This is a genomic window from Nitratireductor sp. ATLC21 (genome assembly GCF_057196525.1).
In genome coordinates this window covers 65,472-83,488 of sequence record NZ_JBXUOU010000005.1, presented here as the reverse complement: position 1 = coordinate 83,488, position 18,017 = coordinate 65,472, and the positions used below count along the sequence as shown (strand labels likewise).

At 60.1% G+C, this 18,017-nt stretch carries 15 protein-coding genes and 1 tRNA gene; 8 read left to right on the top strand and 8 right to left on the bottom strand.

Features of this window, described 5'->3' with window-relative positions; genetic code table 11:
- Nucleotides 1–19: 19 nt before the first annotated feature.
- The 3 genes from AC2CHD_RS19770 to AC2CHD_RS19760 form a co-directional block, all read right to left on the bottom strand.
- Nucleotides 20–691 (bottom strand): LON peptidase substrate-binding domain-containing protein, encoded by a 672-nt coding sequence (locus AC2CHD_RS19770; protein ID WP_223021691.1) that lies wholly within the window; start codon nucleotides 689–691, stop codon nucleotides 20–22.
- 66 nt (nucleotides 692–757) lie between these two features.
- Nucleotides 758–1,789, bottom strand: coding sequence for a thioredoxin (gene trxA, locus AC2CHD_RS19765; RefSeq protein WP_484555018.1), 1,032 nt, complete (start codon nucleotides 1,787–1,789; stop codon nucleotides 758–760).
- A 91-nt stretch (nucleotides 1,790–1,880) separates the two neighbouring features.
- The gene (locus AC2CHD_RS19760) at nucleotides 1,881–2,393 is read right to left on the bottom strand and encodes a prolyl-tRNA synthetase associated domain-containing protein (protein ID WP_229449918.1); all 513 of its coding nucleotides are present in this window, start codon (nucleotides 2,391–2,393) and stop codon (nucleotides 1,881–1,883) included.
- 199 nt (nucleotides 2,394–2,592) lie between these two features.
- On the opposite strand from AC2CHD_RS19760, the gene AC2CHD_RS19755 reads away from it, so the two are divergent.
- Nucleotides 2,593–2,667: transfer RNA gene (locus AC2CHD_RS19755), tRNA-Gly, on the top strand.
- A gap of 210 nt (nucleotides 2,668–2,877) precedes the next feature.
- Here AC2CHD_RS19755 and AC2CHD_RS19750 read toward each other — a convergent pair.
- Entirely contained in the window at nucleotides 2,878–3,273 is a 396-nt protein-coding gene (locus tag AC2CHD_RS19750; RefSeq protein WP_229449917.1) for a VOC family protein, read from the bottom strand.
- A 194-nt stretch (nucleotides 3,274–3,467) separates the two neighbouring features.
- Here AC2CHD_RS19750 and AC2CHD_RS19745 point away from each other — a divergent pair, with 194 nt between their 5' ends.
- The 5 genes from AC2CHD_RS19745 to AC2CHD_RS19725 all read left to right on the top strand — a co-directional run bounded on the left by AC2CHD_RS19745 (nucleotide 3,468) and on the right by AC2CHD_RS19725 (nucleotide 11,250).
- Nucleotides 3,468–4,478 carry a TAXI family TRAP transporter solute-binding subunit gene (locus tag AC2CHD_RS19745; RefSeq protein ID WP_370633395.1) on the top strand — a complete coding sequence of 337 codons (1,011 nt, stop codon included), beginning with the start codon at nucleotides 3,468–3,470 and terminating at the stop codon, nucleotides 4,476–4,478.
- A 114-nt stretch (nucleotides 4,479–4,592) separates the two neighbouring features.
- Nucleotides 4,593–6,671 carry a TRAP transporter permease gene (locus AC2CHD_RS19740; protein ID WP_484555017.1) on the top strand — a complete coding sequence of 693 codons (2,079 nt, stop codon included), beginning with the start codon at nucleotides 4,593–4,595 and terminating at the stop codon, nucleotides 6,669–6,671.
- A 98-nt stretch (nucleotides 6,672–6,769) separates the two neighbouring features.
- A complete protein-coding gene (locus AC2CHD_RS19735; protein WP_484555016.1) occupies nucleotides 6,770–7,738 on the top strand; it encodes a helix-turn-helix domain-containing protein in 969 nt (322 codons plus the stop codon).
- Nucleotides 7,739–7,820: 82 nt separating this feature from the next.
- A complete protein-coding gene (locus AC2CHD_RS19730) occupies nucleotides 7,821–9,236 on the top strand; it encodes an aldehyde dehydrogenase family protein (RefSeq protein ID WP_484555015.1) in 1,416 nt (471 codons plus the stop codon).
- Between the two features lie 28 nt (nucleotides 9,237–9,264).
- On the top strand, nucleotides 9,265–11,250 hold the full coding sequence (locus AC2CHD_RS19725; RefSeq protein ID WP_484555014.1) for a copper amine oxidase: 1,986 nt from the start codon (nucleotides 9,265–9,267) through the stop codon (nucleotides 11,248–11,250).
- A gap of 72 nt (nucleotides 11,251–11,322) precedes the next feature.
- On the opposite strand, the gene AC2CHD_RS19720 is transcribed toward AC2CHD_RS19725, so the two are convergent.
- From AC2CHD_RS19720 to AC2CHD_RS19705, 4 genes are all read right to left on the bottom strand, one after another.
- Nucleotides 11,323–11,805, bottom strand: a complete 483-nt coding sequence (locus AC2CHD_RS19720; protein ID WP_484555013.1) for a GlcG/HbpS family heme-binding protein — start codon at nucleotides 11,803–11,805, stop codon at nucleotides 11,323–11,325.
- An 87-nt stretch (nucleotides 11,806–11,892) separates the two neighbouring features.
- Complete coding sequence (locus AC2CHD_RS19715) at nucleotides 11,893–12,501, bottom strand: response regulator transcription factor (protein WP_484555012.1); 609 nt, start codon at nucleotides 12,499–12,501, stop codon at nucleotides 11,893–11,895.
- Nucleotides 12,498–14,051: a sensor histidine kinase gene (locus tag AC2CHD_RS19710; protein WP_484555011.1), complete on the bottom strand. Its 1,554-nt coding sequence runs from the start codon at nucleotides 14,049–14,051 to the stop codon at nucleotides 12,498–12,500. Before AC2CHD_RS19710 ends, AC2CHD_RS19715 begins: the two co-directional genes overlap by 4 nt.
- Nucleotides 14,052–14,082: 31 nt before the next feature.
- Nucleotides 14,083–15,000, bottom strand: coding sequence for a LysR family transcriptional regulator (locus tag AC2CHD_RS19705; protein WP_484555010.1), 918 nt, complete (start codon nucleotides 14,998–15,000; stop codon nucleotides 14,083–14,085).
- 108 nt (nucleotides 15,001–15,108) lie between these two features.
- On the opposite strand from AC2CHD_RS19705, the gene ilvD reads away from it, so the two are divergent.
- Complete coding sequence (gene ilvD, locus AC2CHD_RS19700; RefSeq protein WP_484555009.1) at nucleotides 15,109–16,782, top strand: dihydroxy-acid dehydratase; 1,674 nt, start codon at nucleotides 15,109–15,111, stop codon at nucleotides 16,780–16,782.
- A 72-nt stretch (nucleotides 16,783–16,854) separates the two neighbouring features.
- On the top strand, nucleotides 16,855–17,853 hold the full coding sequence (locus AC2CHD_RS19695) for a TRAP transporter substrate-binding protein (protein ID WP_484555008.1): 999 nt from the start codon (nucleotides 16,855–16,857) through the stop codon (nucleotides 17,851–17,853).
- The last annotated feature ends 164 nt before the right edge of the window (nucleotides 17,854–18,017 follow it).

Here is an 18,017-nt window from a genome sequence, read left to right as displayed (position 1 = left end):
TTTTTTGCAGCCCACCGGGCTATTGGAGCCGGTGCCCGGCTTCTCCACCGCCCTGCGCCAAAACAATTTCCGTAATTGCGATCAGTGTGTCCGCCCGGGTTTTCAGATCGGGTGCTTCCAGCAGCGCTTGTTTTTCAGCCGGTCCATAGGGCACCATCATCGACAGCGCATTCACGAGACTCGCATCTTCCGCTTGATGTACACTGTCCCAGTCCGCTTCCAGATTATTGGCATCGAGATAAGCGCGCAATGCCTTCAGAAGTGCGCTGCGGTCCACCTCTGGTTCATCCGGTCCATCATGCAGATCGGCCTCGAAAGGCAGTATGCGGCACTGGCGGAACGGTGTCTTGACCTTCAATTCCTCCAACACCCTGAAACGGCAGATCCCGATCAGTGTTATGAGATACCTTCCATCACCGGTTTCCGAAACCGAGCCGAGGCGCCCGACGCATCCCACATCACAGAGTTCAGGTTCGCCATCAACCTTTTTCGCCCCGTCGAGACGCGGCTGTACCATTCCGATCAGCCGCGATCCGGAGAGCGCGTGGTCGGTCATCGCGAGATAGCGCGGTTCAAAAATGTTCAGCGGTAATCGCCCACCCGGCAAGAGTAGGGCCGCCGACAGTGGAAACACAGGGATCACGCTGTCGATATCCCGCCCACTGCGGTAGGAGCTATTGCCTGCCTTCACATGATATCTCCCGATCTTTCCCCGATATCTGGAGCAGTCCTCCCAATAGGCAAATAATCGAAAGGCTTATGAGAACAGCAATGACGAGAGTTTACGTCGTGCTGCCAGGGTCGCCGGGTCTGTGGCGCCCCATGCTTCAAAAAATTTGAGAAGCTGGGCCCGCGCGCCGTCATCCTGCCATTCTCGGTCGGTGCGTATGATGGTCAGTAGGCTTTCGGCGGCGGCCGCACGATCGCCCTTGGCATTCTGCAAAAGCGCCAGATCAAACCGCGCCTGATGATCGTTCGGGTCCGAAGCGAGGCGCTGCTCCAGCGCGGCGCTGTCACCCAGCTCGGCAACCTGTTCGGCAAGCGCGATCTTGGCCTGCACGGCGGCGATGGGTGCGGCCTCTTTGTGCTTTTCGGGAACCTGTGCGAGCACTTGCGCGGCCTGTTCTTTCTGGCCAGCCTCGAAGAGCAGATCGGCCAGTCCGCCGATCGCCTCCACGTTTTCGGCATCCCGTTGCAGCACAGCCGAGTAAATCTGCGCTGCCATCTGCTGGTCGCCATTGGCGATAGCTTCCTTCGCCGCTTCGAGCGCACCGGCGATTTCATCGCCGCCGGTTCCGGCTGTCAGCTTTTCGATGAATGCTTTGACCTGGCTTTCCGGCAACGCCCCCATGAAACCATCCACCGGCTGCCCGTCCTTGAACGCAAAGACTGCCGGGATCGATTGAACACCAAGCTGTCCGGCGACGGCGGGATGCTCGTCGATGTTCATCTTCACGAGCTTCACCTTGCCGCCGGCCGCGCGCACAGCGTTCTCGATGATTGGGGTAAGTTGCTTGCAGGGGCCGCACCACGGAGCCCAGAAATCCACCAAAACGGGTTGATTGCGCGATTCCTGGATAACGTCGGCTGCAAAATTGGCGGTCGTCGTGTCCTTGATCAGGTCAGCGGCCGGTGGTTGCGGCGCGTCCGAAAGCGAAAACCCCTGACCGACCGGCGCGTCCGGTTTGGAAGCTGGCGCGCCCCCTCCAAAATCCACATTGGTTGTATATTGCCCACCCGCGGCACCATAATTCTCAGGCTTTCCGTATGGATTGTCGCCGTTGGTCATAAAGGCCCCTTCTCTGCTTTCCGTTCGGCGTGGTCCATGGCATCTGCCAGCTTGCCGATAAAGGTATGTGTCGTCGCCCCAGATGTGGCGATCACTCGGTCACTTTCAAGACAAGCGGCGGATGTCCAGCCGCTTCAAGAAAACGCATGAGATCATCGCGGCCGATCGAAGTGGTCGCTTCGTTGGTCAGCGGATGCGCATTGATGGTCTCATTGTCTAACAAATCCGCGTCGAGCACCACTGTTACCTTGTTCTGATCGTCATTCACGACCCCGAAGACGGTCACAGATCCTGGCTCGACCCCGAGATACTCCATCAACTTTTCAGGCTTACCGAAAGAAACCCGGCTCGCTGCGTCGATCTTGTGATGAATGGTTTTCAGATCCACCTGCGCGTCCTCATCCACGGTGACGAGAAAGAAATTGTCTTTCTTGTCCTTCAGAAAGAGGTTCTTCGTATGCCCACCGGGGATTTCTCCGCGCAATGACTGCGAATCGGCGACCGTAAACAGCGGAGGATGGCGATGGGTTTTCACCTCAATGCCAAGTTCCTGCAGGTATTCCAGCAGCGCCTCAGATGATTTTGCCACGACAGGGCCTCGCATGGTCGCTAATCATTGAAGAGGTTGGTAACCGTCCACAGCCTGTAAAGGCAAGTCCGGAAACACCGCAAACGCCCCTCTCCGCCAACCGTCTTCGTGCGTTGCGAACGGAATAAAAAAAACCGCAGCGGACCTGTCGATTTCCTGTTGCATTTGCCGGCGAGATCAGACTATAAGCGCGCCGTCGGAAGCGACAAGCCGAGCGGGCGTAGCTCAGGGGTAGAGCACAACCTTGCCAAGGTTGGGGTCGTGAGTTCGAATCTCATCGCCCGCTCCAGTTTTCCTTGCGACATGAACGACTTACAGGCTCGGGTCTCCCGGGCCTTTTTGCTGTCTGGAGCATTTTGCAGTCAGGTGGGATCACCTGACGTCCGCGCAAATGCGGGAAAACTGATGGATTGAGCGGAGCAGCGCTTCCGTGAAACGGTGAACCGCTCTGGATGCCGGGGAGCGGGCGGGCGGGCCACTCAGACGGGCCCTTTTCCCCTCAGCGATAGCGACCGTGCTTCTGCAAAACTTCGATCTTGTACCCGTCAGGGTCCTCGACAAAGAAAAAGCGGGCGAGAAGTGAGCCCTCGCGCTCGAATGCCTTGATGTCGCGCGGCTTCAGGCCGGCCTCCTTGAAACGGGCGTGCTCAGCATCGAGATCATCCACGGCGACCGCCAGATGGCCATAACCGTCACCCAATTCATAAGGCTCAGTCCGTCCCTTGTTGACGGTCAGCTCAACTTCGAAATCGGCTTCCGCATTGCGCAGGTAAACAAGGGTGAAACCGTCGAAATCGAACCGATCGGCCACCTCCAGTCCGAACGCAGTCTTGTAGAACGCGACCGATTTCTCCTCATTCAGGACGCGGATCATGGTGTGAATGCACTTGGCCAAATTGCCTCCAATTCGCTCTTCCACAGAGACTTGCAGCGGGGGCAAGTCCCATTGTTCCGGTTCGAGACCCGGCTAGGCGGTGTCCCGGTGCAAATGTGATAGAACACATTAATGGGCTATCATCAAAGATTGATGGCTGGCACAATGAATGCTAGCTCATAGAGAGTTTCATTCTTATTGTCTGGGAGGATCCCGTGAACAGACGGCGTTTTGCGATTATTGGAGCGGTTTTGTGCGGTATTGCCGCAAGCGGCATGGCCCTTGCACAGCAGCCCCAGTTTTTCCGCATCGGCACCGGCGGCACCGCCGGAACCTACTACCCGATTGGCGGCCTCATCGCCAATGCGATCTCCAACCCACCCGGCTCCCGCCCCTGCGAGGAAGGTGGCTCCTGCGGTGTGCCCGGCCTGATCGCCACGGCACTTTCGGCCAATGGTTCGGTGGCGAATGTGAACGCAATTGCCGGCGGTTCGCTCGAATCCGGCTTTTCGCAGTCGGATGTCGCCACTTGGGCATACAGCGGCACCGGCATCTGGGAAGACCGTGAGCCGGTCGAAAAGTTGCGCGCGATCGCCAATCTCTATCCGGAGACCATTCACCTTGTGGCGAGCGCCGAAAGCGGCATCGACAGCGTGGATGACCTGAAAGGCAAGCGCGTCTCGCTCGATGAGCCGGGCTCCGGCACCCTCGTCGACGCCCGCATCATTCTCAACGCCTACGGCCTTTCCGAGGAGGATGTGGAAGCGCATTACCTCAAACCTGATCAGGCAGCGGAACGTATGCGCGACGGCGCGATGGACGCCTTCTTCTTCGTTGGCGGCTTCCCCGCTGGCGCCATTGCCGAGCTCGCCAGCCAACACAAGATCACGCTCGTCTCCATCGCCGGCGATGAGGCAGCAAAGGTCACGGGCGAGCATGGTTTCTTTGCCTCCAACACTGTACCCGGCGGCACCTATGAAGGCGTCGACGGCGACGTGACCACCCTTTCCGTCGGTGCTCAGTGGATCACCAGTGCGGATCAGCCTGAAGAACTCATTTATGAGATCACCAAGGCTCTGTGGAACGACAACACCCGCAAACTCCTCGATGCCGGCCACCTCAAGGGTCGTCAGATCACCAAGGAAACCGCGCTTGACGGTGTGGGCATCCCGCTGCATCCGGGCGCGGAAAAGTTTTACCGCGAAGCGGGCGTGCTGAGCGAATAACGCTCAGAAAACTCGATGACGATTCATGGACCCGACCTGTATGACCACAGGCCGGGTCCATCTCTATCCGCCATCGAAATGCAGTTATGATGATGTCCAGAGAGGCTTTGCAGGATGGCCAATTCACCTGATACCGATCGTGCCGAAGCGCTGACCGAAGAGGAAATGAAGGCGCTTGAAGAGCAGTTCGATTCCGAAGTCCGCTTCAGACCTCTGCCGTCACTGCTCGGCTGGGTCGCCGGCGGTGCCCTCTTCATTCTCTCTTGCTATCATTATTACACATCGGGATATGGCATCCCGCAGGCCACCACCCATCGCGGTCTGCATCTGGCCTTCACCCTCGCCCTGATTTTTGTCTTCTTTGCCGCATGGCATCAGCCGCGCGAACCCCGCCGCGGGTTGCTCTACCCGCTTGGCCTTCCCGTTCTCGACTGGATCTTCGCCATCGCGGGCGCTGTATCGGCGCTTTATGTTCCCTGGATTTTTAACGAGCTGGCCTTCCGCGTCGGCGATCCGCTGCCCATCGATGTCGTGATGGGCACCGTGCTGATCGCAGTGTTGCTTGAAGCGACGCGGCGTGCCATGGGTTGGCCCCTGCCCGTCATTGCCCTGCTTTTCATCGCCTATGCCTATTTCGGCCAGTCGATGCCCGGCATTCTCGCCCATCCGGGCGCGAGCTGGGACAACATCGTCAACCATCTATACCTGACCAGCCAGGGCATTTATGGCACGGCGCTCGGCGTCATCTCCACCTATGTATTCCATTTCGTTCTGTTCGGTGTGCTCGCCACCCGTATCGGCCTCGGGCAGCTCTTCATCGATCTCGCATCGGCTCTTGCCGGCCGCTATTCCGGCGGCCCCGCCAAAGTGTCCGTGCTCTCCTCCGCCATGCTCGGCTCGATCTCCGGTTCATCCATCGCCAACACGGTCACGACAGGCTCGCTCACCATCCCTGCAATGATCCGCATCGGCTATCCACGCCACTTCGCGGCAGCCGTCGAGGCGGCAAGCTCCACCGGCGGCCAGATCACCCCCCCCGTCATGGGCGCGGTCGCCTTCCTGATGATCGAATATCTGGGCGTGCCGCTCACCACCATCCTGACCGCCGCGCTGGTGCCCGCCTTCATGCACTTCTTCGGCGTTCTGGTGCAGGTGCATCTTGAGGCGCGCCGCCGTGGCCTGCGTGGCCTCACCAAGGATGAGCTGCCGGTCGCCTGGACGGTCTTCAAGGCGGGCTGGCTCACCACGCTCCCGCTCTTCGTACTGGTTGCCATCCTTCTCTCTGGCAAAACCCCCTATCTGGCTGCCTTCTGGGGCATCACGGCTTGTCTGCTCGTGCTCGTCATTCAGAATTTCCTGCGCCACGATGTGAAAACGGCCATCACCGAAAGCATCCGCGAGACCTGGGAAGGCTTCGTGGTCGGCGCGAAATATTCGCTTTCCGTCACGGCAGCTGCCGCCCTCGTCGGCGTGATTATCGGCGTCGTCACGCTCACCGGCGTCGGCTTCAAGATCGCTTATATGGTCACTTCGGTTGCTGCTGGCTGGGCGCAGAGCGTGGCAGACAGCCTCGCCTTCCTGCCCTTCGAGCTCTTCAGCGTCGCCACGCTCACCCTGCTCTTCACGCTCATCATGACGGCCATCGTCTGCGTGTTGATGGGCTGCGGCATTCCCACCACGGCCAATTACCTCATCATGATCGCGGTCGCGGCCCCTATTCTCAGCCTGCTCGGCGTCGAGCCCATCGTGGCCCATTTCTTCGTGTTCTATTTCGGCGTTCTGGCAGACATCACGCCGCCGGTTGCGCTTGCGGCCTACGCCGCGGCCGGCATTGCCGGCGCGAACGCCTTCAAGGCCGGAAACACGGCCTTCCGGTTGGGCATGGGCAAGGCGCTGGTGCCTTTCGTCTTCGTCTTTTCGCCTTCCATGCTGCTTGTCACTGACAGTTTCACCTGGAACGAGTTTTTCCTTGCAACGATCGGCGCAATGCTGGGCATCTGGATGCTCTCGGCAGCCTTCACCAGTTGGCTCTTTGCACCGTTGCGCGTCTATGAGCGGCTGCTTCTTGCCTTCGCTGCCATCCTGTTTGTCGCTCCGGATCTTTACGCCACACTGGCTGGGGCGGTCATGGTTCTACCGGTGTTCCTGCGGCAGATGATGGTCCGCAGGCAGGAAAGTCCTTCTTCTTCCTGAGACTGGTCAAGCCGCCGGCTTGCCGAGCCGGTGAAAGCTGATTACGCTTCCCCCCGCCCTTATCTGCATGGAACACAGAACAGGGCGGGAGGAGATTTATGCTGTCTGACGAGACAAACAGCCTGACATCGCTCGATGCTTTTCAGGCTGGTGTGCGCAATGTTTGCGGGCAGTTTCTGGTTTCGCCGCCGGATGGCGCGCGTGATATGCGCGGCCTCATCACCTTGAAGCAACGTCAGGCGCTCGCCGTCGCCGTGGTGCGCAACAGCGCTGCACGCATCAACCGGGACTGGCGCTGCATCCGTCAGGATTCCGCCGAGCACCTCTTTCTCGTCCTGCAAAAGTCAGGACACTCGGTCATGCGTCAGGGGGATGCCGATGTGCGTCTGGCACCAGGCGACTTCATCATGATCGATTCGGCCTATCCCTCGCGCTTTCTCTATGGCGATAGCGGCAGCCTGCAATACTCCGTCCATCTGAACCGTTCCGAATTCGCGCACCGTTTTGGTACGGCAGCACTCGGCGGTTGTCCGATCCCCGGCTCCACCGAGATCGGCATGGCCCTTCGCGCCACCATCGACCGGCTTGTGAATGCGGAAGATGCAGCCGCCCAGCAACATTTCATCGGCGAAGCGTTCTTCAATCTGATGGGGGCCTATCTGTGCGGGCTCGAAGCCGGCAGCCTTGCTTCCTCTCGCACAAGCGATGAGCTGCTTGTCGCCAAGGCGCGCGCCTTTATCCGCCAGCGCTTCCGCGATCCTGAATGCACCCCGGCGAGCGTTGCCTCGGCAATGGGGGTGAGCCTGCGCGCTCTGCAGCGCCGGTTTCAGGCTGCGGGCTCCTCATTGTCGGATTGCCTGATCAGCACACGGCTCGATTATGTCTGCGACCGCCTCACGGGCCAGAAATATGCAGGCACCTCGGAGCGGATTTCCAGCATTGCATTCGATGCCGGCTTCAATGACCTGTCCTATTTCAATCGCCAGTTCCGGGCGCGTTTCAGGGTCCCACCCGGCGAATACCGCCTCCACGCAGCGACGTCATCGGCCAAGAACCCGACGCAATAGTCCAAGACCGTTGGCCTGATGCGCCTCCACTATGACCGATTGATGCCGCCTGGAAAGCGGCGCTGTCGGGAGGAGGAAAACAATGGCCGATACGGCACCGTTTCACAACATCATCAATGGGCGCGCTGCACCAGCCACCGAGACACAGCCAGTGCTCGATCCGGCAACCGGCGCACCTGTCGGCCACATGCCGCTCGGCACACGCTCCGACTTGGACGATGCCCTCAAAGCCGCTCGCGCTGCCTTTCCTGGCTGGGCCGCAACCAGCGACGAAGAGCGCAAGGCAGCCTGCCTGAAGATTGCCGACCTCGTCGAGCAGAGCATTCCCGAGCTTGCTCCGTTGCTCACCGCCGAACAGGGCAAACCCATCGGCGGGTTTGGCTCCCAGTGGGAAATCGGCGCAGCCGCCGCATGGACACGCCATACCGCCAGTCTCGACCTGCCCGTCTCCATCCTGCAGGACAACAATGAGGGGCGCGTGGAGGTACACCGCAAGCCCATTGGCGTGGTCGGCTCCATCACCCCGTGGAATTTCCCGGTGCTCATTGCCGCCTGGCACATCATTCCTGCCGTGCGCGCCGGCAATTGCGTGGTCATCAAGCCCTCGCCCAACACGCCGCTCGCCACCATCCGTTTCATCGAGCTCATCAATCAGGTGCTGCCGGCCGGCGTGGTCAACATCGTCTGCGGCGCAGATGAAATCGGCGCGGCCATGTCAGCCCATCCCGACATCGACAAGATGGTGTTCACCGGCTCCACCGGAACCGGCCGCAAGATCATGGCCTCGGCCGCCGAAACCGTGAAGCGCCTCACGCTTGAGCTGGGCGGCAATGACGCCGCGATCGTGCTGCCAGATATCGACCCGCAAGCCATTGCCGAAGGGCTCTTCTGGGGCGCGTTTTTGAACAACGGCCAGACCTGCGCCTGCATCAAGCGGCTCTATGTGCATGAAAGCATTTATGATGCCGTGTGCGATGCGCTTGCAGCCCTCGCCGAGGCCATCCCCATGGGCGACGGGCGGCAGGAGGGTGTCGCTCTCGGCCCCGTCCAGAACGCGATGCAGTTCGAGCGCGTGAAAGAGTTGGTGGAAGAAGCGAAAGCACAAGGCGCCCGCATCCTTACCGGAGGTGCACCATCTGGCGGCAACGGGTATTTCTATCCCGCGACCATCGTCGCCGATGCCGAGCACGGCATGCGCCTCGTCGATGAGGAGCAGTTCGGTCCCGCCTTGCCGATCATCCGCTATAGTGATGTCGAGGCCGTGATCGCCCGTGCCAATGACAATCCGAACGGGCTTGGCGGGTCGGTCTGGTCTCAGGACACCGAGCGCGCAAAGGCGCTGGCCCTGAAGCTCGAATGCGGCACCGCGTGGATCAACAAGCATGGCATGATCCAGCCCAACGCACCATTCGGCGGCATCAAGCAATCAGGGGTCGGCGTACAATTCGCCGAGGCGGGGCTGATGGAAAATACGGTCGGCCAGACCATCATCATGTGACAACCGGGACACAGGAGGAGCAGATAACATGAGAAGACACTTATCGACCACATGCGCAGCCCTCGCGCTCACCGCCTTATGTGGTGGCGCACTCGCCCATCCGCTGGATGGCCTCTCGAAAGAAGAGATCGCCGAGGTCGTCACCATCATGAAGTCCGATGATCGGATTTCCGACGAAGCCCGTTTTCCCCTGATTGAACTGAAAGAACCCGAAAAGGACGATGTGCTTGCCTGGAAGGAAGGCGATGAAGGCCCCCGCGCCGCCACCGTCCATGTGATTTCCGGCAACGACACCTACAAGGCCGAGGTCGATCTGGTTTCCGGTGAAATCAGCGATTTCGGCCCCATTGGCGGCCAGCATATGGTCCTGCTTGAAGAGTTCATCGGTGCCATGGATCTGGCGCTCTCTGACGAAACTTTTGTCGCAGCGCTGGCAAAGCGCGAGCTCAAGCCGGATGACGTCTTCTGCCTTCCGCTCACAGCCGGTTCCTTCGACATCGAGGCGGAAGCCGGCCAGCGCCTCATGAAGGTACCCTGCTACGTCAATCCGACCGGGTCCAACTTCTACGCCAAGCCCATCGAGGGGCTCTATGCCGTCGTCGATCTCGCGGGCAAGTCTGTCGTCGAGGTTATCGACACTGGTGTCCTTCCAGTGCCGCAGGATGCCTGGGGCTACACCGAAGAAGAGGTGGAGGCCCGCACTGGCTCCCTGCGGACCAAGAGCAATCCCGCAGTCCTGCGCCAAGACGGCGAGCCCAACTTCACCATTGATGGCAGCATGGTGAACTGGGACATGTGGCGTTTCCGCTGGCGCGTCGACAAGCGCCCCGGCGTCGTCTTGTCCAACATAGAGGTGAACGACCGCGATACATGGCGCTCGGTGCTCTATCAGGCCCATCTGTCGGAAGTCTTCGTGCCCTACATGGACCCGGACAAGGGCTGGTATTGGCGCACCTATATGGACAGCGGCGAATATGGGTTCGGCATCTTCTTAAGCCCGCTCAGGGCGGGTGTCGACTGCCCCTCCTACGCCCGCTTCCTGCCCGCCAACGTGCACGACGATATGGGCAATCCGATCGAGATCCCGGATGCGCTCTGCATCTTCGAGCGCAATATCGGCGACCCCGCATGGCGGCACTACGAGATCTTCGCCCAGAGCGAGGATCAGGCCGTGCCGGCAGAAGGTCGCCCGGCAAACGAGCTCGTGGTCCGTTCCGCCTCACAGGTCGGCAATTACGACTATCTCATCGACTATGTGTTCGAGCAGAATGGCCGCATCCGCGTGATGGTCGGTGCGACGGGTCTTGATGCGGTAAAAGGTGCGGCCTCTACCTCTATGGCGGACGCAACGGCCGAGCAGGAAACCCGTTACGGCACACTCATCGTGCCGAATCTCGTCGCGCCAAATCATGACCACTTCTTCAACTTCCGGCTCGATTTCGACATTGATGGCCAGGACAACGTCTTCATGCGCACTGGCCTTGTGAAAGGCGAGGTCGCAGACGATCTGCCCCGTCGGTCCATGTGGGTGACGAAAGCGGAGATGCCAAAGACGGAGATGGAGGCACGCTACCGGGTCAATCCGGCAACACCGGCCATGTACCACGTCATGAACATGAGCCGGAAGATCGGCGTCGGTCATGCTCCAGGCTACATGATTCTGCCGCAGAACAGCGTCGCATACAGCCCGCTGGACACCGAAAACGACATGCCCGCGAAACGCAACGCCTATATCGACTACACATTCTGGAACACCCCCTATGCGGTCGACGAGCGCTATGCGGGCGGGGAATACGCTTTCCAGAGCGACGGCACGGACACGCTTGCCGAATGGGTGAAGCAGGATCGCAGCATCGAAAACACCGACATCGTGACCTGGTATACGATGGGCTTTCATCACGTCCCGCAAATGGAAGACTGGCCGGTCATGTCGACGATGTGGAAGGGCTTCACGCTGAAACCGTTCAACTTCTTCCCGCACAACCCGGCACTCACAGTGCGTCTGCCGAAATAGGCTCCAACGACACGTAAGACAAATAGGGCGCAGTCTTTCGGCTGCGCCCCTGTTTTCCCACACCGTCAGCGGCTACTCAGCGCCGATGGCGTCGAGACCCGCGCGGGCGCAGGTCGCGTCAATATCGCCCGAGGGCGCACCGCCGACACCGATGCCCGCCACCAACGCGCCGCCGATGCGCACAGGAAGACCACCGGCCTGGATGACCAGGCGGGAGTCCATGTCGCGCAGGCCGTCATTCTGCGGGTTCTCGCCAATGAAATTCGCCAGACCCGCCGTGTCGCGGCCAAGACTTGCAGAGCTGAAGGCCTTGCCGACACTGCTGCCAGTCGTGTGCGGGCCTGAATTGTCCGCTTTCACCAGCACCTTGGTCGCACCGCTTCGTTCCACCACGGCAACGCTCACCGCATAACCTTCGGCAGCGCAGGCCTCGAGTGCAGCTTGAGCGGCCTTTTGTGCCATGTCGAGCGGGAGATAGGGCGTGGTCGGCAGATCCTGGGCCGAGGCCGCGGTTGCGGCCATAAACGTGGCGGAAAGAACAATCGATCGGATCATCGGGGACTCCATGGTTTTCGATGTCAGATCTCTAGCAACCCGCGCATTGGCGATGCATCGGTAGGTTTGCCGCCGATATCCGTAGTTCTACGGAGTTTGGCCCGCCTGCAGCCAGAATCGCGTCATCTCTGCTGCCGACGTCGTTCCAAGTTTCGCACCAATAGACGCGCGGTGGCTTTCCACCGTGCGTGGCGACAATTCCAGCGAAGCGGCAATCTCCCTGGTGGTGAACCCGCCTGCAATGCATTCCAGAATCTCCTGTTCGCGCGCCGTCAGACTTGCCAGAAGGTCGGCCGTCTCAGCGCGTTCGGCGGCGGCCCGTTCGGCGTGGTCCAGCATGTTCTGCGCTTTCTGGATCGCATCGATCAGATCCTGCTCATCCACCGGTTTGCTCAGAAAATCCACCGCGCCATTGCGGAAAGCCTTACGGCAGGAATCGATATCTCCATGCCCACTGATCACCACCGTCGGCCACTCCACGCCGAGTGCCAGAAGCCGCTCCTGCAGCTTCAACCCGGATATCACTGGCATGCGAATATCAAGCACCAGACAGCCCGGCGGCAGTTTTCCAAGCGCCGCGAGAAAAGTTTCCGGGTCGGGAAATGCCTTTACTTCCACACCCACCGTATTGAGAAGCAGTAAGAGTGCTCTGCGCACCGCTTCGTCGTCATCCACCAGATAGACAGGCCGGCTCACGCTGCGACCTCCGCTTTCATATTCACGAGGTTCAGCCGAACCTGAAACCAGGCTCCCTCCTGCGAAGGCTTGAGCTCGATCTCCCCATCCATCCGCTCTGCGAGCCGCTGCGAGAGCGCCAGGCCGAGCCCCGTGCCATGGCTCTTTCCGGTAACAAAGGGCTCAAAAATCTGGGCGCGGATCTCGGCATCCACACCGGGACCGTTGTCGCGCACATCAAGAACCGCCAGGCCCGCCTGCCGGCTGCTTTCGATCATCACCTCGCCTCGCCCCTTCGGCATTGATTCCAGGGCTTCAAATGCATTGCGAACGAGATTGAAGATCACCTGCTCCAGTTCCGTCTGATCGGCGCGCACCGGCAACGCGTCGCGCTCGAGAATAAGCCTCAAGGTCATCGCACGCTTGCGCGCCTCCGGCATCAGGAGTGCTTCCACGCCGAGTATGGCCGCATTGAGATCGGTCACCGCCACCGGGTTGCTCCGCACCGGCCTGATCCACTCACGCAGATGCGCAAGGATATCCGCTCCCCGCCGCGCCTGGCCGATCAGTTCGTCAAGCACCGAGGCGACGGCCCCTGTATCGCCATTGCGCAGAAGCCGCTTTCCTGCCTGAGCCTGGCTCAGCATCGCCGTCAGTGGCTGCGTGAGTTCATGGGCGATGCCACTTGCCATCTCGCCCAGCGCATTGACGCGGGAGGCATGGGCCAGACGCGTTTCCTGGGCGCTTAGTTGTGCTGCCTGTTCAGCCTGACGCCGCCGGACCCACTGCTGCCACAGGACAAGGCCTGCCAGGAAAACCGCCGACATCAGGATGAGTGCCGGTGCGAGCTTGGCAGGAGGAAACAGCGACGCCAATGTCTGAGGAACGGCAATCTCGAGGACAAGCGGCTGTGAAGCGCTCCCCAGCCGCTGCCGGAAGGCAGTATCGCCCGCGGTTTCCTTCCCCACAAGCTGTGTTCCATCGGGAAGCGCCAGCGAGAGGTTGACCGACGGTTCCAGCCCATGACTGCGTTCTGGTTCAAGCAACCCCCGACCGTCGATGTCGAGCGCCAACCCATAACGCGCAGCATCCGTGTTCGGACTGCGCTTGACGAGCAGGTAGCGCCCCGCCGCCCCTGGCGTCGGCCTTAGAGCCAGCTCACCTTGGGATGTCAAAGCGGCCTCACGAATAGCGTCCGTCACCGCCGGATTGCCCCGATCAAGCGTGTTGACTCCCGTCTCGCCGACCTTCAGCGGAACAAGTTCGATCGCCACGATCCTTGGGTAGAAACGATGGATCGTTTCGGCCACTTCCAGGAAGAGATCAAAGCGGTTTTCCCCCGCCGAAACAGCGACTGCCGATAGCGCGGTCAGGTGCGCATCGTGTTGGTCTGCCCGCTGTGAGGCTAGGCTGTGCAGAGCCCTGCCTTCGGCCGCCAACCGCGAAGACAACCGCCAGCGCTCATTCGCAACAACGGCCGCGACCGTCAGAACAGCGAGCACAAGCCAGGCACCGGCGAGCATGAGAGACCTGCTTGCCTGGGGGCTTTGTTCGGGCGCATTCTGCTTCATGCGCGCGATTTTGAGGAACAATCCGTCTTTTTCAAGCTCCGTGCGCCGGAAACATTTCGACAATGATATCAGCCAAGTGATGCAGCGCCGCACTCGCGTTGGCGCTGCGCCAGGCAAAACCGATCTCGATCTCGGGCTGCTTTTCTGCAACCCTGAAATAGGCGACACCCGGCCGGACCAGCCGACGCATTGTGCTCGGCACGAAAGCAATACCAAGCCCAGCCGATACGAGATTAATGATCGTCTGCATCTGCACGGCCTGTTGCCCCGCAACCGGCACTGCGTCGCGCTCAGCGAAGTAACGCGTCACCAGATCATGAAGCGCAGGTGCGCTTTGTCGCGGGAACAGAATAACCGGCAGATCGCACAAAGCGTCGAAATCGAGCTTCCCTCCCCGCGGCACCACACGTCCGGAGATCACCCATTCCTCCGGCACCGCAACCACCAGCTTATCCCTTTCAATCGCGCGATAGCGCAGAGGCGAGTGCAACGCTCCGCGCGGCGGAGTGATGATGATGCCGGCATCCAGTTTCCCCTCAAGCAGTTCGGCAATCTGGACATCGCTGGTGGCTTCGTGCAGCACCAGTTCCACTTCCGGAAACCGCTCTTTGAAGCGGCGCACAAGTGCAGGCAGGAAGCTGTAGCTGACGAAGCTGATGAAAGAGAGGCGTATCGTACCCACTTCACCGCGCGAAAGCCGCTGCGCCACCTGCGGCAATGCATTCGCTTCCTCAAGCACGCGCCGGGCGTGAGGCAACCACTCCTGTCCCACCGGTGTCAGCATCACGCTTCGCCGTGTCCGCTCAAACAGCGTCAGCCCCAGATCGGCTTCCAATGCCTGTATGCTCTGGCTGAGCGGAGGTTGCGTCATGCCAAGACGTTCAGCCGCGCGGCCAAAATGAAGCTCCTCGGCAACGGCAACGAAATGCCGGATCTGGCGAATATCCATACAATCTCATTCGAAAAACAAATCAATAAGATACGATATATATATTTCTCATATCTTTCAAACTCTCCTAGCCTTTCGCGCACATTGAGTATGCGCCGGGAAAGAGCCATGACAGCCAACGACCGATCGAAGACCATCACGCAGGGCATCGAACGCTCGCCCAACCGCGCCATGTACTATGCGCTCGGCTATCGGGAGGAAGATTTTTCTCGTCCGATGATCGGCATCGCCAATGGCCACTCCACCATCACGCCTTGCAATGCGGGCCTCCAGCCCTTGGCCGATGCTGCCGTCGAGGCTGTCCGCGAAGCTGGCGGTAACCCGCAGACCTTCGGCGTGCCCACCATTTCCGACGGCATGTCTATGGGCACAGAAGGCATGAAGTACTCACTGGTCTCGCGCGAGGTCATAGCCGACTGCGTGGAAACCACTGTGCAGGGCCAATGGATGGATGGTGTTCTCGTCATCGGTGGCTGCGACAAGAACAAGCCCGGCGGCATGATCGGTATTGCCCGGGCCAACGTTCCCGCGATCTATGTCTATGGCGGCACAATTCTCCCCGGTCGGCTGAATGGCAAAGATCTCAATCTCGTCTCTGCCTTCGAGGCCGTCGGAGCATTCAAAGCCGGCAGGATCACCCGCGAAGAGTTCGATGCCATTGAACGCAACGCCATCCCCGGCACTGGGGCCTGTGGCGGTATGTACACCGCCAACACGATGAGCGCATCCTTCGAGGCTCTGGGCATGTCCCTGTTGGGGTCCTCAACGATGGCCAATGTCCACGAAGAGAAGCGCCAATCCGCTGCCCGTTCGGCCCATGTCCTGCTTGATGCAGTGCGGGCGGGCCGCAGACCCCGCGACATCATCACCCGCCAGAGCGTCGAAAATGCCATCGCCCTCGTCATGGCAACAGGCGGGTCCACCAATGCCGTGCTGCATTATCTTGCCATCTGCCGTGCCGCCGAAATCGAATGGTCACTCGACGATTTTGAGCAGGTGCGCCGCAAAATACCGGTCTTGTGTGATCTGAAGCCGTCAGGCCAATACATGGCAGTCGATCTCCATCGCGCCGGTGGTGTCCCGCAGGTGCTCAAGATTCTGCTTGAAGCCGGCCTTTTGAATGGAGATTGCCTCACGATCACCGGGCGCACCCTCGCACAGGAGCTTGCCGGGATCCCTGACAGGCCCTCCGAAGCACAGGACGTCATTCGCCCCATCGAGAAGCCGCTTTATGCGCAAGGCCATCTAGCCATTTTGAGAGGCAACCTTGCCGAAGACGGCGCGGTCGCCAAGATCACTGGCCTTAAATCCACCAGCATCACTGGTCCTGCCCGCGTCTTTGAAGATGAGCAATCGGCCCTGGATGCAATTCTATCGAACAGGATCCGCCCCGGCGACGTGATGGTTCTGCGCTATCTTGGCCCAAAAGGCGGACCCGGCATGCCCGAGATGCTTGCCCCCAGTTCTGCTTTGATAGGACGCGGTCTGGGCGAAACGGTAGGCCTCATCACAGATGGTCGCTTTTCCGGCGGGTCCTGGGGTTTTCTGGTCGGTCATGTAACTCCTGAAGCTTTTGAAGGTGGCACCATCGCACTCGTCGAGGAGGGAGACAGGATCACCATCGATGCAGACCGGCACCTCCTTCATCTGGACGTGAGTGAGGAAGAGCTTGCACGGCGGCGCACCGGCTGGTGTCAGCCCAAGCCGCGCTACCACACCGGCGTTCTGGCCAAATTCGCCAAACTTGCTGGTCCTGCCAGCCACGGTGCATTGACTGAATAGCCGCGATAGGCCACAGCCTTTCAGCGAATGGGAGACCTGAATCGCAACGAAATTTTACAACGGGAGAGAGAGATGAAATTTTCCGCAAGATATACGGCGCCGTTAGCGGCAATTGTAACCGCGCTTGCCATCGTCGCCGGCACATCCGCCGCTCAGGCCCAGCAGGAAATCAAGATCGGTTACGCGCTCGCACCCACCTCGCATTATGGTGTCGCAGCCGAGAAATGGCAGGAAGTCGTCGAGGCAAAGACCGATGGCCGCTATTCCTTCCGTCATTTTCCGTCCTCTGGTCTGGGTGGTGAACGCGAAGTAATCGAGGGCCTTCAGATCGGCACGATCGAGGCCACCATCGTGTCTTCCGGAACGCTCAGCAATTTCGTGCCCGAAACCGGTGTGTTCGACATCCCGTTCCTGTTCCGCGACCTCACGCATGCACGCAAGGTGCTGGACGGCGAAATTGGTCAGAACATCCTCGCGAAGTTCGACGACGTCGGCCTCGTGGCCCTCGCCTGGGGTGAACAGGGGTTCCGCCATATCACCAACAATCGCAACACGATCGGCAAGCCCGAGGATGTCGCCGGGCTCAAATTGCGCACGATGGAAAACCCGATCCACATCACCGCGTTTGAGACGCTGGGCGCGGCGCCGACACCGATGGCATGGCCGGAGGTCGTCTCGTCACTTCAGCAGGGCACGATCGACGGCCAGGAAAATCCCCTTTCCGTCATCACCTCCGCTAAGCTTTCCGAAGTGCAGAAATATCTGACGCTCTCCGGCCACGTCTATTCGCCGGCGATGCTGCTTGTTTCCCGCCAGCTTTGGGACGGTATGAACGATGAAGACAAGAAAGCTTTCGAGGAAGGCGCAACCGAGGCCGTCAAAGCCATGCGCGCCTATGTCGACAATGTTGAGTCCTCGGGCGTGAAGCAGCTCAGGGAAGAGGGTATGGAAGTCGGCGAACTGACCGCCGAGCAGAAAGCCGCCTTCCAGCAGGCCGTTCAGCCGGCCTACGAAAAATACTATGAACAGTACGACAAGGCGCTGATCGACCAGATCATCGCGACCGAATAAGACTCCCAGCGTTTGGAACTCCGGGCGACGGTCCGCGCGACTGCCGCCCGGAGTTTTTGCTTTATGCCGCATTTTTCGCCTTAGGCTGGTTTCCACGCTTCATCATGTTGGTCTAAACAGGATGGGTTCTGCATGCTGTGGTGCTGCGGGGACAGCCGCAGGAC